Source organism: Kushneria sinocarnis (genome assembly GCF_003633775.1).
Classification (GTDB): domain Bacteria; phylum Pseudomonadota; class Gammaproteobacteria; order Pseudomonadales; family Halomonadaceae; genus Kushneria; species Kushneria sinocarnis.
Genome location: NZ_RBIN01000001.1, coordinates 320,528 through 344,042, shown reverse-complemented (window position 1 = coordinate 344,042; position 23,515 = coordinate 320,528). Strand labels below are relative to the sequence as shown.

The 23,515-nt window shown below is 66.0% G+C and carries 20 protein-coding genes; 6 read left to right on the top strand and 14 right to left on the bottom strand.

All coding sequences use genetic code 11. The annotated features are described in order from the left end of the window. Positions 1 to 154: 154 nt before the first annotated feature. Positions 155 to 1,639 carry an NCS1 family nucleobase:cation symporter-1 gene (locus C7446_RS01565; RefSeq protein WP_121170616.1) on the bottom strand — a complete coding sequence of 495 codons (1,485 nt, stop codon included), beginning with the start codon at positions 1,637 to 1,639 and terminating at the stop codon, positions 155 to 157. A gap of 260 nt (positions 1,640 to 1,899) precedes the next feature. On the opposite strand from C7446_RS01565, the gene C7446_RS01560 reads away from it, so the two are divergent. Then, positions 1,900 to 2,643, top strand: coding sequence for an aspartate/glutamate racemase family protein (locus C7446_RS01560; protein ID WP_121170615.1), 744 nt, complete (start codon positions 1,900 to 1,902; stop codon positions 2,641 to 2,643). After that, on the top strand, positions 2,640 to 3,581 hold the full coding sequence (puuE, locus tag C7446_RS01555) for an allantoinase PuuE (RefSeq protein ID WP_245977596.1): 942 nt from the start codon (positions 2,640 to 2,642) through the stop codon (positions 3,579 to 3,581). The genes C7446_RS01560 and puuE overlap by 4 nt, the downstream gene beginning before the upstream one ends. Here the strand turns inward: puuE and C7446_RS01550 are convergent. The 4 genes from C7446_RS01550 to C7446_RS01535 are packed head-to-tail and all read right to left on the bottom strand — an operon-like array spanning position 3,480 to position 7,884. Next, a complete protein-coding gene (locus C7446_RS01550) occupies positions 3,480 to 4,442 on the bottom strand; it encodes an amidase family protein (protein ID WP_121170613.1) in 963 nt (320 codons plus the stop codon). The two genes, puuE and C7446_RS01550, sit on opposite strands and share 102 nt — an antisense overlap. Positions 4,443 to 4,493: 51 nt before the next feature. Further along, complete coding sequence (locus tag C7446_RS01545; RefSeq protein ID WP_245977595.1) at positions 4,494 to 5,378, bottom strand: MurR/RpiR family transcriptional regulator; 885 nt, start codon at positions 5,376 to 5,378, stop codon at positions 4,494 to 4,496. Between the two features lie 26 nt (positions 5,379 to 5,404). Continuing rightward, positions 5,405 to 6,640 carry an allantoate amidohydrolase gene (locus C7446_RS01540; RefSeq protein ID WP_121170612.1) on the bottom strand — a complete coding sequence of 412 codons (1,236 nt, stop codon included), beginning with the start codon at positions 6,638 to 6,640 and terminating at the stop codon, positions 5,405 to 5,407. Continuing rightward, positions 6,640 to 7,884, bottom strand: coding sequence for a pyridoxal-phosphate-dependent aminotransferase family protein (locus C7446_RS01535; RefSeq protein WP_121170611.1), 1,245 nt, complete (start codon positions 7,882 to 7,884; stop codon positions 6,640 to 6,642). The genes C7446_RS01540 and C7446_RS01535 overlap by 1 nt, the downstream gene beginning before the upstream one ends. A gap of 219 nt (positions 7,885 to 8,103) precedes the next feature. Here C7446_RS01535 and C7446_RS01530 point away from each other — a divergent pair, with 219 nt between their 5' ends. From C7446_RS01530 to C7446_RS01515, 4 genes are all read left to right on the top strand, one after another. Further along, the gene (locus tag C7446_RS01530; protein ID WP_121170610.1) at positions 8,104 to 9,405 is read left to right on the top strand and encodes an ATP-grasp domain-containing protein; all 1,302 of its coding nucleotides are present in this window, start codon (positions 8,104 to 8,106) and stop codon (positions 9,403 to 9,405) included. Positions 9,406 to 9,453: 48 nt separating this feature from the next. Continuing rightward, positions 9,454 to 11,511 carry a CocE/NonD family hydrolase gene (locus tag C7446_RS01525; RefSeq protein ID WP_121170609.1) on the top strand — a complete coding sequence of 686 codons (2,058 nt, stop codon included), beginning with the start codon at positions 9,454 to 9,456 and terminating at the stop codon, positions 11,509 to 11,511. A 123-nt stretch (positions 11,512 to 11,634) separates the two neighbouring features. Further along, positions 11,635 to 12,633 (top strand): TAXI family TRAP transporter solute-binding subunit, encoded by a 999-nt coding sequence (locus C7446_RS01520; protein WP_121170608.1) that lies wholly within the window; start codon positions 11,635 to 11,637, stop codon positions 12,631 to 12,633. Positions 12,634 to 12,763: 130 nt separating this feature from the next. After that, the gene (locus tag C7446_RS01515) at positions 12,764 to 15,367 is read left to right on the top strand and encodes a TRAP transporter permease (RefSeq protein WP_121170606.1); all 2,604 of its coding nucleotides are present in this window, start codon (positions 12,764 to 12,766) and stop codon (positions 15,365 to 15,367) included. A gap of 19 nt (positions 15,368 to 15,386) precedes the next feature. On the opposite strand, the gene C7446_RS01510 is transcribed toward C7446_RS01515, so the two are convergent. From C7446_RS01510 to C7446_RS01475, 9 genes are all read right to left on the bottom strand, one after another. Further along, positions 15,387 to 16,982: a diguanylate cyclase domain-containing protein gene (locus tag C7446_RS01510; RefSeq protein WP_121170604.1), complete on the bottom strand. Its 1,596-nt coding sequence runs from the start codon at positions 16,980 to 16,982 to the stop codon at positions 15,387 to 15,389. A gap of 6 nt (positions 16,983 to 16,988) precedes the next feature. Beyond that, entirely contained in the window at positions 16,989 to 17,405 is a 417-nt protein-coding gene (locus tag C7446_RS01505) for a hypothetical protein (protein WP_121170602.1), read from the bottom strand. Between the two features lie 10 nt (positions 17,406 to 17,415). Further along, positions 17,416 to 17,544 (bottom strand): hypothetical protein, encoded by a 129-nt coding sequence (locus tag C7446_RS16750; RefSeq protein WP_281272317.1) that lies wholly within the window; start codon positions 17,542 to 17,544, stop codon positions 17,416 to 17,418. An 8-nt stretch (positions 17,545 to 17,552) separates the two neighbouring features. After that, positions 17,553 to 18,590: a hypothetical protein gene (locus C7446_RS01500; RefSeq protein WP_147408711.1), complete on the bottom strand. Its 1,038-nt coding sequence runs from the start codon at positions 18,588 to 18,590 to the stop codon at positions 17,553 to 17,555. 216 nt (positions 18,591 to 18,806) lie between these two features. After that, positions 18,807 to 19,223 carry a type 2 periplasmic-binding domain-containing protein gene (locus tag C7446_RS01495; RefSeq protein ID WP_121170598.1) on the bottom strand — a complete coding sequence of 139 codons (417 nt, stop codon included), beginning with the start codon at positions 19,221 to 19,223 and terminating at the stop codon, positions 18,807 to 18,809. A gap of 10 nt (positions 19,224 to 19,233) precedes the next feature. Beyond that, positions 19,234 to 20,412 carry a porin gene (locus C7446_RS01490; protein ID WP_121170596.1) on the bottom strand — a complete coding sequence of 393 codons (1,179 nt, stop codon included), beginning with the start codon at positions 20,410 to 20,412 and terminating at the stop codon, positions 19,234 to 19,236. 191 nt (positions 20,413 to 20,603) lie between these two features. Further along, positions 20,604 to 21,716 carry an ABC transporter ATP-binding protein gene (locus C7446_RS01485; protein WP_121170594.1) on the bottom strand — a complete coding sequence of 371 codons (1,113 nt, stop codon included), beginning with the start codon at positions 21,714 to 21,716 and terminating at the stop codon, positions 20,604 to 20,606. 7 nt (positions 21,717 to 21,723) lie between these two features. After that, positions 21,724 to 22,599 (bottom strand): carbohydrate ABC transporter permease, encoded by an 876-nt coding sequence (locus C7446_RS01480; RefSeq protein WP_121170592.1) that lies wholly within the window; start codon positions 22,597 to 22,599, stop codon positions 21,724 to 21,726. Continuing rightward, positions 22,596 to 23,501 carry a carbohydrate ABC transporter permease gene (locus C7446_RS01475; RefSeq protein ID WP_121170590.1) on the bottom strand — a complete coding sequence of 302 codons (906 nt, stop codon included), beginning with the start codon at positions 23,499 to 23,501 and terminating at the stop codon, positions 22,596 to 22,598. Before C7446_RS01475 ends, C7446_RS01480 begins: the two co-directional genes overlap by 4 nt. Positions 23,502 to 23,515 lie beyond the last annotated feature (14 nt).

Here is a 23,515-nt window from a genome sequence, read left to right as displayed (position 1 = left end):
TAAAACTACCGCAATGGCTTCCCGGGCCGGCAGCAGCGGGCTGCGACTCAAGCGTAGCGGATCGCGGCAGAGGCATCCGGCACAATGACGCCGACCGACGCAGGCCGCGTCGGTCGGGGCAGGCAAGAGGCAGGGTCCGGGTCGGACCGGATCATCAGCGGGAGCTTTCGGTAGCCGCCTGCGATGCGCCGCGCCGCGAGGCCACCGCATCGCCCAGCCAGTAGCCGGAAAACAGCGCGTAGCTGATCGCCGCCAGTCCACCACCGATGAATACCGAGAAGTGGCTGAGATCACCCAGCGGCGCCATGCTGATGATCACGCTGACCACCCCGGCCACCAGCAGCGCCTTGACCGCCTCGGGGTTGGTGCCGCCGGTGTAGTGATAGGTGCTGCCCGGCGAACCGTCATAGAGGGCGCGGGTGTCGATCTGCTGCCGGCGCAGCCGGTAGAAGTCCATCAGCACGATGCCGTAGATGGGGCCGATCAGGGCCGCCAGCACATCCACGGTGTAGTGGATCAGCACCGGGTTGTTGAACAGGTTCCAGGGCGTCAGCAGCACCGAGCCGACCGCGGCAATCATGCCGCCGGCACGCCAGCTGATCTTCGAGGGTGCCACATGGGAGAAGTCGAACGCCGGCGAGACGAAGTTGGCGACGATATTGATGCCCACGGTGGCGGCCAGCACGGTGAGCACGCCGAGGGCGGCGGCCGTGGCGCTGTCGATGCGCGACACGGTCTCGACCGGATCGGTCAGCATCTCGCCGAACACCGCCGGCGTGCCGGAGACCACCACCACGGTGATGATCGAAAACACCAGAAAGTTGACCGGCAGCCCCCAGAAGTTGCCGGAACGTACCGAACGCTCGCTCTTGCAGTAACGGGCGAAGTCACCGAAGTTGAGCGTCGGGCCGGCGAAGTAGCCGGCCACCAGCGCCGCCGCGACCACCATCTGCCACAGCGCATCCACGCCGGAGAGATCCTTGCTGCCAAGCGTAAAGCTGATGTTCTCCGGGCCGGCGCGCCAGACGATCCACGCCGCCAGCAGGAACATCACCGCATAGACCAGCGGCCCGGCCAGATCGTTGAAGCGCCGGATCGCCCCCATGCCGCGCCAGAACACCAGCGCCTGCACCGCCCACATCAGACAGAACGACAACCAGCCGAGTGTCGACAGTCCCAGCACGCTGTTCTGCGACAGCGCCTCGAGCCCCGGCCACCAGCGCAGCATCACCAGCGTCAGGGCGTTGGAAGCCAGCCAGGTCTGGATGCCGTACCTCACCACGGCGATGATGCCGCGGATCACCGCCGGCAGGTTGGCCCCTGCGGTGCCGAACGCCATCCGGCACACCACCGGAAACGGCACGCCGGCGCGCTGGCTGGGTCGCGCCATGGCATTGGCCAGGCACTGCACCACCAGAATGCCGACCAGCAGCGAAATCAGCACCTGCCAGCTGGCCAGCCCCAGGCTGAACAGGCTGGCCGCGAACACATATCCGCCGACGCTGTGCACATCCGCCATCCAGAAGGCGAAGATGTTGTAGGCGTTCCAGTCCTGGCGCGCCGGCGCGAGAGCCTGATTGTAGAGCCGGGGATCATGGCCGGCCGCAGCCTGAGCCGTAGGATCAGTGGTATCGCTCATGTGGGCCTCCGATTGGGGGAGCGTGGCGGCTCGGTACCGTCCTTTCACCCTTGCCGATACAATCTTCGTGCCAATTCATAAGCCGGTGTAACAAATGTTGCAAATCGGCCGAATCACGGGCCAGACTGCCCTTCATCGCGGGCCCCGGCCGGGCCTCATGCACCCGCCCGCGGGGCCGTCGATGCACCATGACAAGGCATCCGTTTCCATAATCTCCCCACTCTGGGGCAGCGCGCGGCGCTGAGCAGGCAGAGCCCAACATGACCCTGGTCATCATCAATCCCAATACCAGTACCCCGATGAGCGAGCGCATCGGTGCCAGCGCACGCCGCGCCGCCCATGGCGACGTGCACATGCTGACCTCACGCCACGGCCCGGCCAGCCTGGAAGGCCACATGGACGAAGCGCTGGCAGTACCGGGGCTGCTCGAACGCATTCACGAATGCGAGCAGGATGACTCGCTCGCGGTGAGCGGCTACCTGATCGCCTGCTTCGGCGACCCCGGACTGGCCGCCGCGCGCGAACTGGCTTCGGTACCGGTACTCGGCATGGCCGAAGCCGGCATGCACATGGCCTCGCTGGTGAGCGCGCGCTACTCGATCGTGACCACCCTGGCACGCACCCTGCCGATCGCCGAGCGCCTGCTGGGGGAGTATGGTCAGCGCGAGCACTGCGCCGGCCTGCACGCCTGCGAACTGCCGGTGGCCGCGCTGGAGGAGGAGAGTGACGCGATCTATCGCACCCTGCTCGAGGCCTGCCGGCAGGCGCTGGACAGCGATGCCAGTGATGGCCTGCTGCTGGGCTGCGCCGGCATGACCGATCTTGCCACGCGCCTGGGGGATACCCTGGGCGTGCCGGTGATCGATGGCGTTACCGCCGGCGTCACCCTGCTGGAGAGTCTCGAACGGCTCGGCCTGACCCCCGCCAAGCACCACGACCGCGCCCTGCCGCTCGCCAAGCCGATCGCCGGCGCCTTTGCCCACCTCACCCGGAGCGACGCATGACGGACTCCCCCATGGCTCGGCACACCGGTTATCCCCGTGATCTGAAAGGCTACGGCCGCCAACCGCCGCAGCCGAACTGGCCGGGCAACGCCCGCGTCGCGGTGCAGTTCGTGCTCAACTACGAGGAGGGCGGCGAGCACAGCGTGCTGCACGGCGACAGCCACAGCGAGACCTTCCTCTCCGACATGATCGGCGCCCCGGCCTTTGAGGATCGCCATCTGAGCATGGAGTCGCTCTACGAATACGGCAGCCGCGCCGGGGTCTGGCGGGTGCTGCGCGAATTCGAGCGACGCAATCTGCCCCTGACCGTGTTCGGCGTGGCGATGGCGCTCGAGCGTCATCCCGAGGCGGCCCGGGCCTTTCACGAGCTGGGCCACGAGATCGCCTGCCACGGCTGGCGCTGGATCCACTATCAGGAGGTGCCCGAAGCGATCGAGCGCGAACACATGCAGCGTGCCCTGGCGAGCTTCCGGCAGCTCTACGGCGAGCTGCCCGCAGGCTGGTATACGGGTCGCGACAGCCCCAATACCCGCCGGCTGCTGCTCGATGAGGGCGGACTGCTCTACGACAGCGACTACTACGGCGATGACCTGCCCTTCTGGACCCGTGCCGAGGACAGCGAGGGCCGGGAACATGATCACCTGATCGTCCCCTACACACTGGACAACAACGACATGCGCTTCGCCTCGCCGGGCGGCTTCAACTACGGTGAGCCGTTTTTCAGCTACCTGCGGGATGCCTTCGATGTGCTCTATGCCGAGGGCAGCGAGACACCGAAGATGATGTCGATCGGCCTGCACTGCCGGCTGATCGGGCGCCCGGGGCGCTTTCGGGCACTACAGCGCTTTCTCGACCACCTGGAAGCCCACGACCGGGTGTGGATAACCCGACGGGTGGATATCGCCCGCCACTGGCAGCGCGAACACCCGCCGGCCTGAGCGGCGTATCGCCTCAGCGCCGGCCCTCCTGGCCGGCGCATGCGAGCAGCCGCCGATCCTGGCCCGGGGCTGGCAGCGGGTGATCCAGTCGCCATGCGTACGCCAGATGGCGCGCCCCTGCAGCACCCGAAAGGTCTGGCTGACATGCGACAGCCACGCCTGGGTCAGTCCGATCGAGCCTGTGGGGCGCTCCGGCAGGTACCGGGTCATGCGGTGCGCCAGTTCAGCAGGCGCCCCTTCCGGCAGCAGCAGCTGCAGATCGCTGTCGGCTTCGACCGGGGCTCCGGGCAGCAGTGTTTCCGCCACCGCGCCCAGGGTGGCGAGATCACGGCAGAGCCAGCCCACCGTATCGAAGGGCGGTGCCAGCGGCACCAGCCCCTCGGTGGCCATCACCCCATGTGACGGCCGCAGCCCGAAGAGCCCGTTGTAGCTCGCCGGCACCCGGATCGAGCCCCCGGTGTCGGTCCCCAGCCCGATATCGGCTTCACCCTGCGCTACGGCCACCGCCGACCCGGAACTCGAACCGCCCGGCAGGCGATCGGGCGCTGCCGGATTGAGCGGTGTCCCGTAGTGCATGTTGGCGCCGTTGAGACTGTAGGCCAGCTCATCGGTCTGGGTCTTGCCGACGAAGCACGCCCCCGCCGCGCGCAGCACCGCCACCGCCGAGGCATCCTGCCCGGCCGGGGTCTGCTCGCCGCGCCAGTCGGGGTTGCCGGCACCGGTCACCCGGCCCTTCACGTCGAACAGATCCTTGACCGCCAGCCGCAGGCCGGCCAGCGGACCGCTCGCACCTGCCGTGGCCACCGGCTCCGGTGCTCCCTCGACCCAGACGCTCCGATCGGGAAATGGCTGTGTACTCATGAATTTGTCCTTGTTATCTGAAGGTGGAACGGACAGTGAAACGACCCGCTGTCAGTCCAGCTCGTCGAGCACGGTGTAGCCGGCGCTGATCTCGTCGATGCGGGCGCGGCCGCTCTGCAGGCGGCGGTGCAGCAGATGATTGGCGAGCAGGTTGACCAGACTCATGGCCGCGGTATAGCTGTCGAATGCCGAGATGCTGTCCAGCGGACATTCGAGCTGCCAGGTCGGTTTGACCGCACTGGCCGCCAGCGTGGGATCGCCGATCAGCAGGCAGGCCGCGTCCTGTTCGGCGAGCCGCGCCATCAGGGCCTCGAAACCCCGGGCGCGGCGCCGGAAGCCCATCACGATCACCAGCGTACCGGGGGCCAGATCGGTAATCTCCTCGCTCAGCGGCTGGCCGGGCTGGGGCGCCAGGCGCACCCGGTCGCGCGCCTGAATGAGCTGCTGACGCAGATGCAGCGCCACCGGGTAGCCGTTGCGATAACCGACGATCACCACCTCGGGCGCCTCATCCAGCCGGGCCACGATGGCGTCGAAGGTGTCGGCATCGATCGCTTCCAGCAGCCGGTGCAGGTTGTCGCGCTCCCGCTCGAAGTGACGCTGGAAGCGTTCCAGCCCGTTGCCCAGTGCGCTGCGATCGGTGACCAGCGGCACGCCATGATGTCTCAGTTCACGGGCGTGCTGGCGCACTTCCTGGAAGCTGGCAAAGCCGAGCCGGCGGAACAGCCGGCTGACGGTGGCCTTCGAGACGCCGGAAAGACGTGCCAGTTCGGCCGCGCTGTAGACGGCGAAGTCATCGAAATGATCGAGAATGAAACCTGCCACCCTGCGCTCGTGCGGGGTGAGCTGATCGAACTGCTGACGCAGTCGCTGGCCGAGATGCTGGGTCATGAGCTGGCGGATCTTCAGGGCCACCGGGGTGATGGCAACGTTCATCGCCCCGGTGGTGGTTCACGGGAATGTCAGGCCGTCGGCACGGGGGTGCTGTCCAGGCGGCGCACGGCATCGCTCAGGGCATCCAGCGCGGCATCGACATCGCCGACCTGCACCGACTCATCGGGATGGTGACTGACGCCACCGCGACAGCGCACGAACAGCATGCCGATACCGGTGACACCCGCCACCGCCATGCCATCATGACCGGCGCCACTGGGCAGCCGGATGGCCGGTTCGTCCGCGGTGGCGATCGCCTCGGCCAGCGCTTCGGTCAGGTGCTCGGAGCAGGCCACCGCCGGGGCAGCGTGGGTCTCCTGCCACTGCCAGGCGAGACCGCGCGTTTCGCCGATGCTGTCACAGGTATTGCGGATCGCCTCCAGGGTGCGATCACGATCCTCGTCGTGTTCGGCACGAATATCGAGGCTCATGTGAACCGCGCCGGGAATCACGTTGACGGCACCGGGGCGGGTTTCCAGCTGCCCCACGGTGGCCACCACGCCGGCGGCACGGGCCAGCGTCTCGATCGCGAGGATCGCTTCCGCGGCGCCCGCCAGCGCATCGCGACGCAGCTCGAACGGTGTGGTCCCGGCGTGACCGGCCTGGCCCTGGAGGGTGATGTCGAAACGGCGCGCCCCGGCGATGCCGGTCACCACGCCCAGCGGCCGACGCTCGGCCTCGAGCACCGGCCCCTGTTCGATGTGCACCTCGAGATAGCCGGCCAGCGTGGCCGGATCGCGGGCCGCCTCGTGGACCCGGGCCGGATCGAGGCCGAACTCGCGAAAGGCCTGTTCGAGCGTGATGCCGTCACTGTCGGCAAGCTGCCACCAGCGCTCGTCCCAGTGCCCGGCCATCGCCCGACTGCCGAACAGCGCCGTGCCGAAGCGGGTGCCCTCCTCGTCGCCGAAGGCCACCACCTCGATCGGCCGGTTGAGCCGCTCCCCCGCAGCGTGCAACCGCGCTACTGTCGCGATACCCAGCAGCACGCCCAGCATGCCGTCAAAGCGGCCGGCATCGATCACGGTATCCAGATGAGAGCCCAGTACCAGTGCCGGCGCGTCCGGGTCCCGGCCCTCGTAACGCCCCCACTGGCTGCCGACACTGTCCTGCCAGGTGCGCATGCCGGCCGCCTGCATCCACTGCGCAACCAGCGCATTGGCACGGGCGTGCTCGGCTGTCAGATAGCAGCGCACCAGCCGCTCGTCATCGGCCGAAATCTCCGCCAGCGCCTCGCAGGCCGCCATGATCGCCGCCCCGTCATGCATCAGCTCTCTCCCGTCCGATCCTGTTGGTCTGCATAGACTTCCCGGGCAGCGCCCACGCCACTGCCGGCCACCGGGCGGACACCGGCCTGGTGCAGTGTCTGCTCCAGTGCCGCCAGGGTCGTCATCACGGTATCACGGCGGGCATTGTAGCCCATGGTACCGATGCGCCAGATGCGACCGTGCAGCGGTCCGAACGAGGTGCCGATCTCGATGGCGTAGTCTTCAAGCAGGGTGCGGCGCAGCGCTTCACCATCGACCCCTTCGGGAATGTACACCCCGACCACGTTGTGCATGCGGTGACGCTGATCGCCGAAGGGCTGCAGGCCCAGCGCCCTGACCCCCTCGACCAACGCCCGACCGTGCAGGGCGTGACGGGCCACCGCCTGCGGCATGCCCTCCTCGACCAGCAGCCGGGCACACTCGCGGGCCGCGTATAGCATGCTGGTAGCCTCGGTATGGTGGTTGAGGCGGGCCTCGCCCCAGTAGTCGAGAATCATCGCCAGATCGAAGTAGTTGGAGCGGATGCGGCTGCCGCCACCGGCCGCATGGGTGGCGCCCTGCAGGCCGGCCTCGACATGAGCGCGCCCCCGGATGCAGTCCACGGCGCGCTTCGAGAGCGTGGTCGGCGCACTGCCGGAGGGCCCGGCCAGGCACTTCTGCAGCCCGGCCGTGACGGCATCGAGCTGCCACTCGTCCACCGGCAGCGGATTGCCCGCCAGCGAGGCCGTGGCATCGCTGTAGAACAGCACGTCATGGGCGCGGCAGATGGCGCCGATGTCGGCCAGCGGCTGACACATGGTGGTCGAGGTGTCGCCCTGCACCAGTGCCAGCAGCTTCGGGCGCACCTCGCGAATGGCGGCCTCGATCCGCTCGGGCGTGAACACCTCGCCCCACTCGGCCTCGATCACGTGCACCTCGCCGCCGGCACGCTCGGCGATTTCACGCAGCAGCTGGCCGAAGCGGCCGAAGCTCGGCACCAGCACCCGGTCGCCGGGTTCGATCAGCGAGACCAGCACGGCCTCGATGCCGGCACGCGAGGTGCCATCGATCAGCAGGGTGGCCTCGTTGGCGGTCTCGAAGACCCGGCGATAGAGCGCCTGGGTGTCGTTCATGCAGGCGGTCATGGCAGGGTCGAACTGGCCGATCAGGGGCGCCGACATGGCACGCAGCACACGCGGGTCGGCATTGATCGGCCCGGGCCCCATCAGCAGACGGGAGGGCGGGTTGAAGGCATCAGCGGACATGATCAGCGGACCTGTTACTTTTGTTTCCCTGCAATCGTAATGGAAACCATGGTTTCAGGCGACCCCCGCCGGACCTGCCACCAAAGTTCTGCTGCCTGCCGGCTCCCGACACGTCCGGGTCGGCTATGCTTCAGCTCATGCAGTGCCCCTGCGACCCGAGGTCCGGTGCCCCTGGCCGGCCGGAGGTCATCCACTCAGTCAGTGAGTCGGAGACCTTTCATGTCCCGGAACAACATCTTCGTCGTCGGTCTCAACGACCTGAACCGGCAGCGACTGCAGCAGCTGCGGGGTGCCGAAGCGCACCGCATCCATGGGCTCATTGCCCCCGAAGAGATCTATGACACCGAGGTCTTTCCCCTGGAGGACATGGTCCGCCGCGCCGGCGAGACGCTGAGCGCATTCGACGAACCGATCGATGCCATCATCGGCTACATGGATTTCCCGGTGTCCACCATGCTGCCGATTCTCTGCCAGCGCTTCGGTACCCGCACCACCAGCCTGGAGAGCCTGCTGCGCTGCGAGCACAAGTACTGGAGCCGGCTGGTGCAGCGCGAGGTGATCGGCAACTACATCCCGCGCTTCACCGCCTTCGACCCGTTCGATGACGACGCCCTGGCGAAGATCGGCGCAGCCGGGCTCTACTTCCCCTTCTTCGTCAAGCCGATCAAGTCCTCCGGCTCGCGGCTGGGGTTTCGCATCGACAGCCCCGAGGATTTCCAGCTGGCCATCGGCCGGCTGCGTAACGAGATCGGGCTGATCTCCGAACCGTTCAACTTCATCCTCGAGCAGGCCAGGCTGCCCGAAGAGGTGCGCGCCGTGGATGGCGGCTACTGCATGGCCGAGGAGATCATCGGTGGCTGGCAGTGCACGGTGGAGGGCTATGTCTTCGAAGGCGAGGTGGTGCCCTACGGCATTGTCGACTCGATCCGCTACCCGCAGGTACTGAGCTTTTTCCGCTATCACTATCCCTCGCGCCTGCCGGAGCACATCCAGGCGCGCATGCGCGACCTGACGCAGACGATCATGACGCACATCGGCTATGACAATGCCGCCTTCAACATCGAGTTCTTCTGGGACGAGATCCAGAACCGCGTCTGGCTGCTGGAGATCAATACCCGCATCTCCCAGTCGCACTGCGATCTGTTCGCCAAGGTCGATGGCGTCAGTCATCAGCAGGTCACCGTCGATCTTGCCCTCGGACGCCGACCCGACATGCCGCATCGCGAGGGCGGATTCAGGGTGGCCGGCAAGTTCTTCTACCGGGTATTCTTCGTCGATGCCCGGGTGACCCGGGTGCCCACCGATCAGGAGCTCAAGGCGCTCGAGCAGACGTTCCCCGGCACCTTCATCGAACTGCAGGTCGAGCCCGGCCAGCAGCTCTCGACGCTGCCGGAGCAGGACAGCTACAGCTATGCACTGGCCTATATCTGGATGGGCGCCGACAGCGATGAAGCACTGGAAAACAACTATGCGCAGCTTGCCGAACGCCTGACGTTCGAATTCACCGACATCATCGGCTGAATCGGATGTCACTCCGCGGGCCACGCCGAATCACGGGAGCACTGCCGCATGCGCATCGCGCACGATCTGCCCTGTCGGGTACTGGAAGAAGAGAGCTGGGTCGAACTGGCCGATGGCTGCCGGCTGGCCATTCGCATCTGGCGGCCGGTGGATGCCGAAACGCAGCCGGTACCGGCGATCCTGGAATATCTCCCCTATCGCAAGCGCGACCTGACCGCCCAGCGCGATGCCGGGACACACCGCTGGTGGGCCGGCCACGGCTATGCCGGGGTGCGCGTGGACATTCGCGGCACCGGTGAATCCGACGGCGTGCTGCTTGACGAGTACCTGCAGCAGGAGCTCGATGACGGCGTGGAGATCCTGCGCTGGCTGGGCGAGCAGCCCTGGTGCAGCGGCGATGTCGGCATGGTGGGCATCTCCTGGGGCGGCTTCAATGGCCTGCAGATTGCGGCCCTGCAGCCGCCCGAGCTCAAGGCGGTGATCACGCTGTGCTCCACCGATGACCGCTATGCCGACGACGTGCATCACATGGGCGGCTGCCTGCTGGGCGACAACCTCTCCTGGGCCTCGACCATGTTCGATGGCAATGCCTGCCCGCCGGACCCGGCGCTGGTCGGCAGCCGCTGGCGCGAGATGTGGCAGGAGCGGCTGCAAGGCAGCGGGCTGTGGCTGGCGAAGTGGCTGCGTCACCAGCGCCGCGACGACTACTGGAAGCACGGTTCGGTCGGCGAGGATTACTCGCGCATCCGCTGTCCGGTCTACGCCATCAGCGGCTGGGCCGACGGCTACTGCAATGCCGTCTTCCGCCTGCTGGCAGGACTGCAAGGCCCGCGCAGGGGGCTGGTGGGCCCGTGGGCGCACAAGTACCCTCATCTCGGCATTCCCGGTCCGGCGATCGGCTTTCTGCAGGAGTCGTTGCGCTGGTGGGACTACTGGCTCAAGGGGATCGATACCGGCATCATGGACGAGCCCATGCTGCGGGTCTGGATGCAGGAATCGGTGCCGCCCTCGACCCGCTACGATGTCCGTCCCGGCCGCTGGGTAGCGGAGCCGAGCTGGCCGTCGCCCCATATCGAGCTGCAGAGCTTCCGGCTGACCAGCGGACATGACCTGATCCCCGAGTCGGTCGAGGTCGATGCCAGCGGCCGGCATCTCGGTCGCGACGAGGGCTCGATTCCGCTGACGATCCGCTCCTCGCTGTCGGTCGGCCTCTACGCCGGCAAGTGGTGCTCCTACAATGCGCCGCCCGATCTGCCCCACGATCAGCGCGAGGAGGATGGCGGCTCGCTGGTCTTCCAGACGGCCGCGCTGAGCCGGACCATCGAGATCTGCGGGCAGCCGGTACTCGAACTCGAACTGGCCGCCGATGAGCCGATCGCGATGGTGGCGGTACGCCTGGTCGACATCAATCCCGACGACAAGGCCACGCGGGTCTCCTACGGGCTGCTCAACCTCACCCATCGCGACAGCGACGAGCACCCCGAGCCGCTGGTGCCCGGCCAGCGCTACCGGGTGCGGGTGCCGCTCAAGCACATCGCCCAGCAGTTCCCGATCGGCCACTGTATCCGGGTGTCGGTCTCCACCAGCTACTGGCCGCTCGCCTGGCCGGCACCCCGGCCGGTACGGCTGACGCTTTATCCGGACCAGTGCCGGCTGCTGCTGCCGTTTCGCGAGCCCCGCCCGGCGGAGGAGGCAGCCCTGCCCGCGTTCGAAGCGCCGGAAGCCGCGCCTCCGCTGCCGACCACGGTGCTGCAGTCCGGCCACGAGGCCTGGCAGGTACTGCGCGATCTGGCCAACGACCGCACCACCCTGGAGATCATCAATGACGAGGGGCGCTACCGCTTCGATGATACCGGCATGGAGATTGCCGCCCGGGTCACCGAACGCTACGGCTACGCCTACGGCGACTACGACAGTGTCGAGGGCTGGACCGAGTGGGTCCGTCACTTTCAGCGGGGCGACTGGCGCGTGACCACGATCGCCCGCACCCTGATGACCTCCGATCCGGAGCACTTCAGGATACGCGCCACCCTGGATGCCTATGAGGGCGAGACCCGGCTACATGCCCAGAGCTGGGACGAGCGGATCCCGCGCGATCTGGTGTAGCCGGCTGCCGGCAACAGGCTTTTGTGAAACTTAATATGCGACCAGGGTCGTTTTGCAGCATCACCCCGGGGGCAGTAACTTGTCGCCAGCTGCTTATTACAAGGGACAACAAGGGATCCTCACATGATCAAACGCCAGACCCTTACCGCGCTGCTGTCGGCGACCGTCATGACACTGGGCGCGCTCGCGGCCTCCTCGGGCGCTGCCCGGGCCGCCGACAACCAGTTCATGACCATCGGCACCGGCGGCCAGACCGGCGTCTACTACGTGGTCGGTCAGTCGATCTGTCGCTTCGTCAACCAGGGCGACAGCGGCTACAAGTGCAACGCCCCCTCCACCGGCGCCTCGGTGGCCAACGTCAACGGCATCGAGAACGGCGATCTGGATCTGGGCGTGGCCCAGTCCGACGTGCAGTACAACGCCTATAACGGCGAAGGCCAGTTCAAGGGCAATGCCCACCAGGATCTGCGCTCGGTGTTCGCCCTGCATGGCGAGCCGGCCACCCTGGTGGCACGCGCCGATTCCGGCATCGAGACGCTGGATGACCTCAAGGGCAAGCGCGTCAACATCGGCAACCCCGGCTCCGGCAACCGTGCCACCATGGAAGTGATCATGGAGGCCAAGGGCTGGAGCACCGACGACTTCGCGCTGGCCTCCGAGCTCGACAGTGCCGAACAGGCTTCCGCGCTGGCCGACAACAACATCGATGCCATGATCTTCGTGGCGGGCCATCCCAACGGCTCGATCCAGGAAGCGGCGACCACCACCAACGCCCGCATCATTCCGCTGGATGGGCCGGCGATCCAGAAACTGGTCGAGAGCAATCCCTATTACAGCTTTTATACCGTGCCCGGCGGCATGTACAAGGGCAATCCGGATGACGTGAAGACCTTCGGGGTCGGGGCTACCCTGGTCAGCTCCGAAAAGGTCAGCCCGGAGCTGGTCTACGCCGCCACCAGCGCCGTGTTCGACAACTTCGATCGCTTCAGGAAGCTGCATCCGGCCTTCGGCAATCTAAAGCCGCAGACAATGATCAGCGAAGGGCTGTCGGCGCCCCTGCACGAAGGCGCGAAGCGCTACTTCCAGGAGCAGGGCTGGCTCGACGAGCAGCAGTCCCGGTGAGCCCCGGATGACCGGCCGCCGGGCCGGTCATCCGCATGATCCTCATGACGCCTCCGATGACCTCGGGGGCGTTACGTCGTCATGAGGGCCCTTTCTTGCCGGGCCCTTTACCAGCATCGAGGGTTCGAACATGAACAACCCCGCGTCTCGTCATGACGAGTCCGGTTCCGACGCCCGGGAGATGGCGGCAGCAGCCGACACCGGTGGCCGCAAGCTGCAGGGCTTCAGTGGCCGCCTGCTGCTGGGCGTGGCCCTGGCGTGGTCGCTGTTTCAGCTGTGGATCACCTCGCCACTGCCCTATCAGCTCGGCTTCGGCGTGTTCAGCGCCACCGAGGCGCGTTCGGTCCATCTGGCGTTTGCGCTGTTTCTGGCCTTTCTCTCCTATCCGGCCTTCAAACGCTCGCCCTCGACCCGCATTCCCCTGACCGACTGGGCAATGGCGCTGGTCGGCGCCTTCTGCGCACTCTATATCTACCTCTTCTACGATCAGCTGGCCGGCCGCCCGGGCAATCCCATCACCCAGGATGTGGTGGTCGGGATTGCCGGACTGCTGCTGCTGCTCGAGGGCACCCGGCGCTCGCTGGGGCCGCCGCTGACCATCGTGGCGCTGGTCTTTCTCGGCTACTCGCTGGCCGGGCCGTACATGCCGGGCATGCTGGCGCACCGCGGGGTCGGGCCGGAGGCGCTGGTCAATCACCAGTGGCTGACCACCCAGGGGGTGTTCGGCATTGCGCTGGGCGTCTCCACCAGCTTCGTGTTCCTGTTCGTGCTGTTCGGCGCGCTGCTCGACAAGGCCGGCGCCGGCAACTATTTCATCAAGGTCGCCTTCTCGCTGCTGGGCCACTACCGCGGCGGCCCGGCCAAGGCCGCGGTGGTCGCCTCGGGGCTCACCGGCCTGATCTCGGGCTCCTCAATCGCCAACACCGTGACCACCGGCACCTTTACCATTCCGCTGATGAAGCGGGTAGGATTCTCCTCGACCAAGGCCGGCGCCGTGGAGGTGGCCTCCTCGGTCAACGGTCAGATCATGCCGCCGGTAATGGGCGCGGCCGCCTTCTTGATGGTGGAGTACGTCGGCATTCCCTATGTCGAGGTCATCAAGCACGCCTTCCTGCCGGCGGTCATCTCCTACATCGCCCTGCTCTACATCGTCCACCTGGAGGCCATGAAGGCCGGCATGAAGGGGCTGGAGAGCAGCAACCCGGTGCGCCCCTGGCTGATCCGGATCACCGGTTTCCTGACCGGCCTGATCGGGCTGATGGCGCTGAGTGCGGCGGTCTATTACGGCCTGGGCTGGCTCAAGCCGGCGCTGGGCGGGGCCACCCCCTGGGTGGTCGCCGGCGTGCTGGCCGTGGTCTATGTCGCCCTGCTCCGGCTGGGCGCGCAGTATCCCGAACTCGAGCATGACACCCCGGACAGCGACATCACCGTGCTGCCGCGCACCAGGCCGACCGTAATGGTCGGCCTGCACTTCCTGCTGCCGGTGGTGGTGCTGGTGTGGTGTCTGATGGTCGAGCGGCTCTCGCCGGGGCTGTCGGCCTTCTGGGCGACCGTGCTGATGATGGTGATCATGATCACCCAGCGCCCGCTGGATGCGCTGTTCCGCGGCCGCCTCGACCTGCGCGCCGATCTGGCCGAGGGCCTGCGGGATCTGTGGGCGGGCCTGACCGACGGGGCCCGCAACATGGTCGGCATCGGCATTGCCACCGCTACCGCCGGCATCATCGTCGGTGCAGTCTCCCAGACCGGCGTGGGGCTGGTGCTGGCCGATCTGGTCGAGCAGCTCTCGATGGGCAGCCTGCTGCTGATGCTGCTGCTGACCGCGGTGCTCAGCCTGATCCTCGGCATGGGGCTGCCCACCACGGCCAACTATATTGTGGTCTCGGCGCTGCTGGCGCCGGTCATCGTCCAGCTCGGCCAGCAGCAGGGGCTGCTGGTACCGCTGATTGCCGTGCATCTGTTCGTGTTCTATTTCGGCATCATGGCGGATGTCACCCCACCGGTGGGACTGGCCTCGTTCGCGGCCGCCGCCATCTCCGGCGCCGATCCCATCCGGACCGGCGCCCAGGCGTTCTGGTACAGCCTGCGCACCGCGGCACTGCCGTTTCTGTTCATCTTCAACACCGATCTGCTGCTGATCAATGTCGATCTCTGGCACGGCATACTGATCTTCGTGGTAGCGACCCTGGCGATGCTGATCTTTGCCGCCGCCACCCAGGGCTGGTTCATCACCCGCAACCGCTGGTACGAGACAATCATGCTGCTGCTGGTGGCCTTCACCCTGTTCCGCCCCGGCTTCTGGCAGGACATGATCGTGCCGCCCTACAACGAGGTGCCGCCGGCCCAGCTGGCCCAGGCCTATGGCCAGCTGGAAGAGAACCAGCAGCTGCGCATCGCGGTGAATGGCATGGATGACTACGGCGAGCCGACCCACTTCGTGGTGGAAGTGCCGGTGGTGGCAGGCGATACCGGTCAGGCCCGGCTTGAAAACCTCGGGCTGATGCTGCGCGAGGAGGATGGCGACACCCTGGTCGACATGGTCACCTGGGGCAGTCAGGCGAAGGAGCTCGGGTTCGATCTCGATCAGACCATTACCGCCGTGCGCCTGCCTGCCGAACGCTTCGCCAAGGAGTGGCTGTGGCTGCCGGCGCTGCTGGTACTGGGGCTGATCGTGCTGCTGCAGCGTCGCCGGCGCCCCGCCGAAGCGTCGCGGAAGCCGGCTCCCTCGAGCTGAGCGAGCCGACCTCCGAGGGTCAGCCGGACAGCTCGGAGGTCGTCTGATGAAACCGCCAGTTGTTGCGTCCGGCGCGCTTGGCACGGTACATCGCCTGATCCGCGAAGTGCAGGGCTTCCTGCACATCCTCGGTGTCCAGGCCCAGGATGGCCACGCCGATACTCGCGCCCATGCGGATTCGCACCTCCTCGTCCAGCTCGATGGGGTCGGCCAGCAGTTCGATGAAGCGCGCCAGCAGTGCCGCGACCTGGTCACGCTGCCCCTGCCCCTCGAGTACCATCACGAACTCGTCGCCACCCTGCCGGGCCAGATAGTCCCGCTGACCGACCAGTGTGGTCAGCAGGGCAGCGACATGTTCGAGCACCCGATCCCCGGCCTGATGCCCCCAGGTATCATTGACGTGCTTGAAGTGATCGAAGTCGAGCACCACCAGGGCATGCGGTCGCTCGGGATAGAGCCTGTGATGACGCGCAATGACGGCCAGCCGGCGCTCCATGCCGAGCCGGTTGCCCAGCCCGGTCAGCGGATCGGTTATCGCCAGCCGCTCGGCGGCATCGGTCGCCATCTTGCGCTCGGTAATATCGTGCGCCACCCCCTGCAGCCGCCCCTCCTCGAGGCGATTCAGCAGGATGCTGATCCAGCGCCTGAGCGTTCCGCTGCCCAGCGCCAGCTCCCACTGCCGTGCCCGGCCCGGCTCACTGTGATGGACCAGTTCCTCGATGCTGGGCCCCCCGTCGCCGGCCAGCTCGGTCAGGGCCACCCGACGCCGCACCGGATCGCACTCCTCGGCCAGCCGGAACAGCCGCCGGAAGGCCGGGTTGGCCACCACGATCCGGCCCTCGCCATCGAGCTCGAAGATGCCGGCTTCCACGCTATCGAAGATGGTGCGATAACGGCGCTCCTCGACCTCGCGCTCCAGCCGCAGCCGACGCTCTTCGCTCAGGCTGCTGACCAGGTGGTCGATCATGGCGTTGACGCTGGCGACCAGCTGCCCGATCTCGTCATGCTGATTGCCGCGCGGCGCCTGCAGCTTGTGGCCGGTTTCGGCCTCCAGCCTGCTCAGGCGGTGCGAAATGCCGGTGATCGGCCGGGTCACGAAATGCACCACCACCAGCACCACGCAGAGGCCCACGCCGGCCAGCTGCAGCAGCAGCGCCACGGCGAGAAAGCGCGAGGCCTCGAACACCGCGTCATCAATGCGCTGCTGATCGGGTATCAGCGCGATCCGGCACAGCGGCTGAGCCTGCTCGAAGGGGGAGTACACGGCACGGCTGATCGCCGGCCCGGTGCGCCCCTGCTCGGAACGGGCATCGGCCAGCACATCGCCCGTCTGGCGGATGATGCGCACCTCGCGCACGATGCGATTGACCAGCAGCCCATCGGCCACCTCGCCGGCCAGTTCACGATCGCCCAGAAAGCAGGCAATCTGGGTGGTGCGCTCGACCGTGGAGAGCAGTTCCTCGATCCGGGTGTACTGGGCCCGCTGTTCACTGTCGGCGCGTATCTCGACCGCCAGCACCAGAAAGCCGGCCCCCAGCAGAGCGACCATCAGCAGGATGATGGCCGCGGTACGCAGTGCCAGTCGGGTTCGGAAGAGTTCGATCAGATGTGCCATGGCGGGCTACTCGTGCAGGACGAGCACGACATGCAGCTCGGAGGTCAGGTGATGGGTATCGACATACCCCAGCGCACTGGGATTGTGCACGACCAGCGAAATGGCCTGGGCGGTCGTTTCGGCCTGATGGGGTGGCGACGCCTGACCGGAGAACACCAGTCGTGCCCACCAGGAGTTGATCTCGGCCAGGTTCTTGTCGACCAGGGCCTGATAGAAGCGTGCCTTCACGGGGGCCAGATCGATCGGCAGGGCCAGCTCACCGTTGGGCAGCTTGCGATAGCGCCCCATGAAGATATTGATCACATCGCTGCGGCTCATCTGCGCGATGCCGCTGTTGGCATTGGTCACCACGGCAATATCGGCGTGCGCCAGGCCACCGGTCACCAGCAGGGCAGCAGCAATGAAGTGACGAAACCGGGTCATCGCCGTGCTCCTAGAAGACAAAGTCCAGCCCGAGGCTGACCATGGTGGCCCAGCCGCCCTGCCAGTCGGGGTCGATATCCCGCCACAGAAAGCCCGGCTGCTGAACATTGATGCGATCAACCTGCGCCTTGAGTGCCATGCGGTTGGTCACGTCATGGCGGGCCCCCAGTGACCAGGTGTACTGTCGGAAGCCGCTGGGATCGGCTTCCTCCCGCGCGGAGGTATCCACCCCGGAGAACATGACAAAGGGCATGGTCCGGTCGATGCGATAGCCTGCCGAGACGAATCCCGAATCGATCCTGCCATCGGCACTGGTGGTGCTGGTGTTCCACATCGCCTGCAGCTGGATCGGGCCCTGACGGAAACCGGCCGCGGCCGAGTAGCGTCGAAACCGGTCGCGGCCGAGTAGCGTCGAAACCGGTCGAAACCGAACGCCTCGGTCAGTAGCCGATCGGCATCGACATGAAAATAATGCGCGATCATGTCGGGCACTGCGCCCCGGAAATCCACGTCGGCTTCCATCTGCGTATAACCGAGACGAAAGCGCCAGGCGCCGGTTTCGTAATCGACGTGACCACCATAGACCCGGTCCACCTCGAAATCGGCAGCAAACCCTTCGCCCATGAAGATGCGACCGCTGGAACGGCCGGCATAGAGCTTGAGGGCTACCAGATCACTGCCGATCGGCCGCCGGAAGGTAATATCAGCGCCGTCGACATGGGTCAGCTGCAGGGTGCCGAAGTGATCCACCGGTGGCCGTACCCAGGGATAGGCGTAGCCCACGTAGCGGGAATCGGAGAGCAGGTAGACATCCCAGCCCAGTCGGCCGGCGCGCAGCTGGATACCGGGCTGCGGTGTCCAGCGCGCAAAGGCCCAGCTCAGCTCGGGGCTGAAATCGCCGCTGTCGTGGTAGCGGCTGATGCCCTGAACCACGACATCCAGCGTCTCCTGCAGCTCAATGCCGAGCTGGGCACCCAGCAGGGAGTCGGGGCGGGCACTCCAGCCCTTGCCGGCGCCCTTCGGCTGACCGATATCGCGCACGAAATCGGCCTCGTCCAGATTGCTGTGTGCCAGGGCGAGCGTACCGAAACCGCTGACGCTGAAACGATCACCGCCGGACAGCGCCTGCGCCGGCCCGGACAGCAGGGCCAGCAGAACGATCAGCAGATATCGGCATGTCATCATCGGGCGTGCCTCGGCCATCCTTATCCATTCACGTGGATTACCCTTCGATCTCCAGCCGGCTCCCTGGCTGGATGTAATCGAACGTAACAGCGTTAATTTCGGCCGGAGGGTCGTTCCCCTTTAAGTAAACCTGGCTTTTCGGCGTTGTGATTCGTGACGGGGGCGCCGCGTCCGGCCACCCAACCGGGAGAGGAAGAACAGCACAGCACTCGGCACCTATTCGTGCAGCATGAACACGATCTGCTGATCCGGGGTGACCCCGGCGGCATCGACATACCCCAGCGCCCCCGGGTTCTGCAGGACCAGGGCGGCCACCTCCTCGGGGGCGTCCGCCTGATAGGGGGGCGACCCCTGACCGGAAAAGACCTGGCGCGCCCGCAGGGCGTTGATCTCGGCCAGATCCCGATCGACCAGCGCGCGATAGAAGCGATCCTTGAGACCGACAAGATCGATCGGCAGTGCCAGCCCGCCATCGGGCAGCTGGCGATAGCGGCCCATGAAGATGTTGATGACCTGGTGGCGACTCAGGTGAACCGCGTGGCTGGCGTCATGGGTCACCACGGCAATATCGGCGCGCACCATGGCGCTGCCCAAAAGCAGCGCCATGATGGCAGGCAGGCGTACCCGGCTCATCTGTCTCTCCCTAGAAGATGAAGTCCAGCCCGAGACTGACCAGGGTGATCCGGTCGCCCTCCCAGTCGGCATCGGTCTCCCGCCAGAGCAGCCCGGGCCTGATAACATGCACGCGATCGAGCTGGGTCTTGAGGGCCAGGTTGGTGGCCACGTCGTAACGCATGCCGAGCGACCAGGTCCGCTGTCGGAAGCTTTCTCCCGCCGGAATCTCGGGAAAGCTGGTGCGCACCCGGGAGAACATTACATAGGGCGTGGCCTGCCCCGTGCGATAGCCGAGCGAGACAAAGCCCGAATCGATGACGCCCTCGCTGTCGGTGGTGCTGCGATTCTGCATGGCCTGCACCTGCCAGCGACCCTGTTCGTAAGTCATGCCCAGCGAATAGAGCTCGATGGCGCCATAGTCGAAGGCCCGGCCGATCAGGGTATTGAGCACCAGCGTGCGCGGGTTGCGGGCGAACGCTTCACGATCCACGGAAAAGTCGGCGTCACTGTCCGCGCGCGCATAGCTTGCCCGGAACTGCCAGGGCCCGAGGGCATAGTTGAGATGGCCGCCGTAGAGGTTGCTGATGTCCATTTCGGCGGACAGCGCTTCCGACAGCACGAGATGACTGGTGGAGCGGCCGGCAAACAGCTTGGCCCAGGCCAGTCCGCTGCCCAGCGGCCGGCGGTAGGTGACATCGACACCCTCGATGTAATCCAGCTGCAGGATGCCGTAGTGATCCACCGGCGGGCGCACCCACGGATAGGCATAGCCGACATAACGGGATTCGGAGAACAGATAGGAATCCCAGCCCAGCCGACCGGCACGCAGCTGCCAGCCGGGGGATGGGGTATAGCGGAGAAAGGCCCAGGTCAGTTCGGGGCTGAAATCACCCTCGTGATGATAGCGGCTGATACCCTGCAGGGTGACATCGAAGCGGTCATTCAGCTTCAGGTCGACCTGGCCGCCGAGCAGGGTATCCACTCGCGCACTCCAGCCCTCCCCTGCCCCCTTCGGCTGGCCGAGGTCACGGACGAAGGCGGCCTCGCTGCTGCTGTTGTGGATCACCCCCAGCGTACCGAAGCCGCTGACGGTCAGGGGCTCATTGCCGGCCAGGGCCTGCGCCCCGGCCGAGACAGGCAGCAGGCTCAACAGCAGGCTCAGCAGATAACGCCATGCTCCCACCGGACGCACTCTTCGACCATCCATGTCGTTTCCCTCTCCGCTTCGGCACCGGCGGCCGTGGCGATTTTGTAACAGAAGGTAATAGACCGGGTATCGGCAGCGCGCCGGACTTCTTGAGCAGCAGTGGAGCGATCATGATCGGCAGCGGCCAGCACGCCCGACGCCGGGAGAAGCGACCGGCCGGCAGCTTCACGGCCGGCCGGCGTCATGCGACTTCAGCGAATGCGCTCTTCGCTCTGGGGGTCGAAGGCCACCATGCGCGAGACGTCGAAGGCAAAGCGGGTCTGCTCGCCCGGCGAGAGCTGGGTGCCGGGGCGCATGCGGGCATTGATGTCGCGGCCGCCGAGGTGGGTGACGGCATAGACATCGGCGCCGGTCGGTTCGACCAGGCTGACCGTCAGCGAGGTCTCGTGGATCACGCCATCCTGCCGGTTGGCGCTGGCAGGGTCGGTGATCGCCTCCGGCCGCAGGCCGATGATCACCTCCCGATCCTGCCAGCCACGCAGCGCCTCGCGATCGCGTACGATCGGCAGCTCCAGCGTGCCCTCGCCGGCGGCGATCCGTGCCACCGGTTCATCATCCACCATCACGATGCGGGCATTGAGCAGATTCATCGACGGTGAGCCCATGAAGCCGGCCACGAACAGATTGCCGGGATCGTCGTACACCTGCTGGGGGGTGCCCAGCTGCTGCAGCTCACCGGCCCGCATCACGGCAATCCGGGTCGCCAGTGTCATCGCCTCGATCTGGTCGTGGGTCACATAGACGATGGTGGCGCCGAGACGCTGATGGAGCTGCTTGATCTCGGTACGCATGTCGACGCGCAGCTTGGCATCCAGGTTGGAGAGCGGTTCGTCGAACAGAAACAGCTGCGGTTCGCGCACCAGCGCCCGCCCCATCGCCACGCGCTGACGCTGGCCGCCGGAGAGCTGTCCGGGCTTGCGATCGAGCAGGTTCTCGATCTGCAGCATCTTCGCTACCCGCTCGATCGCCTCGCGGCGCTCGTGCTTCGGTACCTTGCGCATCTCCAGGCCGAAGCCGATATTGCCTGCCACCGTCATGCTGGGATAGAGCGCATAGGACTGGAACACCATGGCGATATCGCGCTGGGCGGGATGCACCTCGTTGATGCGCCGGCCATTAAGCAGCAGCTCACCGTCGCTGATCGAATCCAGCCCGGCGATCATGTTGAGCAGGGTCGACTTGCCACAGCCCGACGGCCCCACCAGCACCAGAAAATCCCCCTGCTCGATGGCGATATCGATGCCCTTGAGCACGGTCGTCTCGCCAAAGTGCTTACGGATGTTGTTGATGTGTAGAAAACTCATGTAATTCTCAACCCTTGACCGAACCCGACATCAGGCCCCGGAGGAAGTACTTGCCCGCCAGGATGTAGACAATCAGCGTGGGCACCGCCGCCACCATGGCGGCTGCCATGTTGACGTTGTAGGCCTTCACGCCGGTGGAGCTGTTGACCAGATTGTTGAGCGCCACCGTGATCGGCGCGCTGTCACCCGATGCAAAGGAAACCCCGAACAGGAAGTCGTTCCACACGTTGGTGAACTGCCAGATGATGGTGACCACGATGATCGGCGTGGACGCCGGCAGCAGGATGCGGAAGAAGATGGTGAAGAAGCCGGCGCCGTCGAGCTGCGCGGCACGGATCAGTTCGTTGGGAAAGGTCTCGTAGTAGTTGCGAAAGAACAGCGTGGTAAAGCCGATGCCGTAGACGATGTGCACCAGTACCAGCCCGGTCACGCTGTTGGCGATGTTCAGGATGCCCAGGACCCGCGCCATCGGCAGCAGGATGATCTGGAAGGGAATGAAACAGCTGAACAGGATCAGCCCGAAGACGATCCGGTGACCGCGAAAGCGCCACTTGGTCAGCACGTAGCCGTTGAACGCGCCTAGCAGCCCCGAGATCAGTACCGCCGGCACCACGATCCGGATGCTGTTGAAGAAATAGCCGTGCACGCCGTTGCATTCGAGCCCGATGCAGGCACTGCCCCAGGCCTCGAGCCAGGGCTGGATGGTCCAGTTGTCGGGCAGCGCCAGCATGTTGCCCTGATGGATCTCGTCCAGTGTCTTGAACGAGGTCGTCAGCATGACGTACAGCGGCATCAGATAGGCGATCGCGAAGACCGCCAGAATCGCATAGAGAATCGCGCGCGAGAGGACCCCGGCCCGCGCTGTGGGAGGTGCGGTACTCATGAACGGGACTCCCTCAGCTCGGAATACAGATAGGGGATGATCAGCGCCGCGATCACCGCCAGCATGAACACCGCACTGGCAGCGGCAATGCCCATCTCGTTGCGCGAGAAGGCGTAGGAGTACATGAAGGTCGCCGGCACCGCGGTGGAGTTGCCGGGTCCGCCGCCGGTCATCGCCACGATCAGATCGAAGCTCTTGATCGCCAGGTGTGCCAGCACCACCACCGCGCTCAAGAATACCGGGCGCAGCTGCGGAATGATGATGCGCAGATAGATCTTCCAGGCGGGCGCGCCATCGATCTGGGCGGCCTTGATCATCTCGCCGTCAATGCCGCGCAGTCCCGCCAGGAACATCGCCATGATGAAGCCGGTGGCCTGCCACACTGCCGCAATCACGATGGTGTAGATCGCCATCCCGGAATCGATCAGCCAGTTGAAGCTGAAGCTCTGCCAGCCCAGCTCGTGCATCGTCTTCTCCAGCCCCAGCCCGGGGTTGAGGAACCACTGCCAGGCCGTACCGGTGACGATGAACGAGAGCGCCATGGGGTAGAGATAGATGGTACGCAGCGCGCCCTCGGCACGAATGCGCTGATCAAGCAGGATCGCCAGCAGCAGACCGAGCACGATACAGCTGACGATATACAGCAGCCCGAAGATCCAGATGTTGTGCAGCGCAATCCCCCAGGTCCAGGAGTTCCACAGCCGCGACCACTGGCGCAGCCCGGCCCAGCTGTAGTCGGGCAGCATCCCGGAGTTGCTGAAGGAGATATAGGTCGTCCACAGGATGAAGCCGTAGACGAAGAACAGGATCAGAACGAACGAGGGCGAGAGCACCAGCTTCGGCAGCCAGCGCTGCATGCGGGCCCGTGCCCCGCCACCCTGGGGGGAGGGCGAATTCGGCATTGCATTGATCTCCG

What these genes read in the sequence shown, in the direction of transcription:
- C7446_RS01500 (WP_147408711.1), bottom strand. Translation starts at nt 18,590, where the DNA reads ATGATGACATGCCGATATCTGCTGATCGTTCTGCTGGCCCTGCTGTCC.
- C7446_RS01525 (WP_121170609.1), top strand. Translation starts at nt 9,454, where the DNA reads ATGCGCATCGCGCACGATCTGCCCTGTCGGGTACTGGAAGAAGAGAGC.
- C7446_RS01495 (WP_121170598.1), bottom strand. Translation starts at nt 19,223, where the DNA reads ATGAGCCGGGTACGCCTGCCTGCCATCATGGCGCTGCTTTTGGGCAGC.
- C7446_RS01540 (WP_121170612.1), bottom strand. Translation starts at nt 6,640, where the DNA reads ATGCATGACGGGGCGGCGATCATGGCGGCCTGCGAGGCGCTGGCGGAG.
- C7446_RS01560 (WP_121170615.1), top strand. Translation starts at nt 1,900, where the DNA reads ATGACCCTGGTCATCATCAATCCCAATACCAGTACCCCGATGAGCGAG.
- C7446_RS01475 (WP_121170590.1), bottom strand. Translation starts at nt 23,501, where the DNA reads ATGCCGAATTCGCCCTCCCCCCAGGGTGGCGGGGCACGGGCCCGCATG.
- C7446_RS01535 (WP_121170611.1), bottom strand. Translation starts at nt 7,884, where the DNA reads ATGTCCGCTGATGCCTTCAACCCGCCCTCCCGTCTGCTGATGGGGCCC.
- C7446_RS16750 (WP_281272317.1), bottom strand. Translation starts at nt 17,544, where the DNA reads ATGGCACTCAAGGCGCAGGTTGATCGCATCAATGTTCAGCAGCCGGGC.
- C7446_RS01520 (WP_121170608.1), top strand. Translation starts at nt 11,635, where the DNA reads ATGATCAAACGCCAGACCCTTACCGCGCTGCTGTCGGCGACCGTCATG.
- puuE (WP_245977596.1), top strand. Translation starts at nt 2,640, where the DNA reads ATGACGGACTCCCCCATGGCTCGGCACACCGGTTATCCCCGTGATCTG.
- C7446_RS01485 (WP_121170594.1), bottom strand. Translation starts at nt 21,716, where the DNA reads ATGAGTTTTCTACACATCAACAACATCCGTAAGCACTTTGGCGAGACG.
- C7446_RS01545 (WP_245977595.1), bottom strand. Translation starts at nt 5,378, where the DNA reads ATGAACGTTGCCATCACCCCGGTGGCCCTGAAGATCCGCCAGCTCATG.
- C7446_RS01505 (WP_121170602.1), bottom strand. Translation starts at nt 17,405, where the DNA reads ATGACCCGGTTTCGTCACTTCATTGCTGCTGCCCTGCTGGTGACCGGT.
- C7446_RS01490 (WP_121170596.1), bottom strand. Translation starts at nt 20,412, where the DNA reads ATGGATGGTCGAAGAGTGCGTCCGGTGGGAGCATGGCGTTATCTGCTG.
- C7446_RS01510 (WP_121170604.1), bottom strand. Translation starts at nt 16,982, where the DNA reads ATGGCACATCTGATCGAACTCTTCCGAACCCGACTGGCACTGCGTACC.
- C7446_RS01530 (WP_121170610.1), top strand. Translation starts at nt 8,104, where the DNA reads ATGTCCCGGAACAACATCTTCGTCGTCGGTCTCAACGACCTGAACCGG.
- C7446_RS01550 (WP_121170613.1), bottom strand. Translation starts at nt 4,442, where the DNA reads ATGAGTACACAGCCATTTCCCGATCGGAGCGTCTGGGTCGAGGGAGCA.
- C7446_RS01515 (WP_121170606.1), top strand. Translation starts at nt 12,764, where the DNA reads ATGAACAACCCCGCGTCTCGTCATGACGAGTCCGGTTCCGACGCCCGG.
- C7446_RS01480 (WP_121170592.1), bottom strand. Translation starts at nt 22,599, where the DNA reads ATGAGTACCGCACCTCCCACAGCGCGGGCCGGGGTCCTCTCGCGCGCG.
- C7446_RS01565 (WP_121170616.1), bottom strand. Translation starts at nt 1,639, where the DNA reads ATGAGCGATACCACTGATCCTACGGCTCAGGCTGCGGCCGGCCATGAT.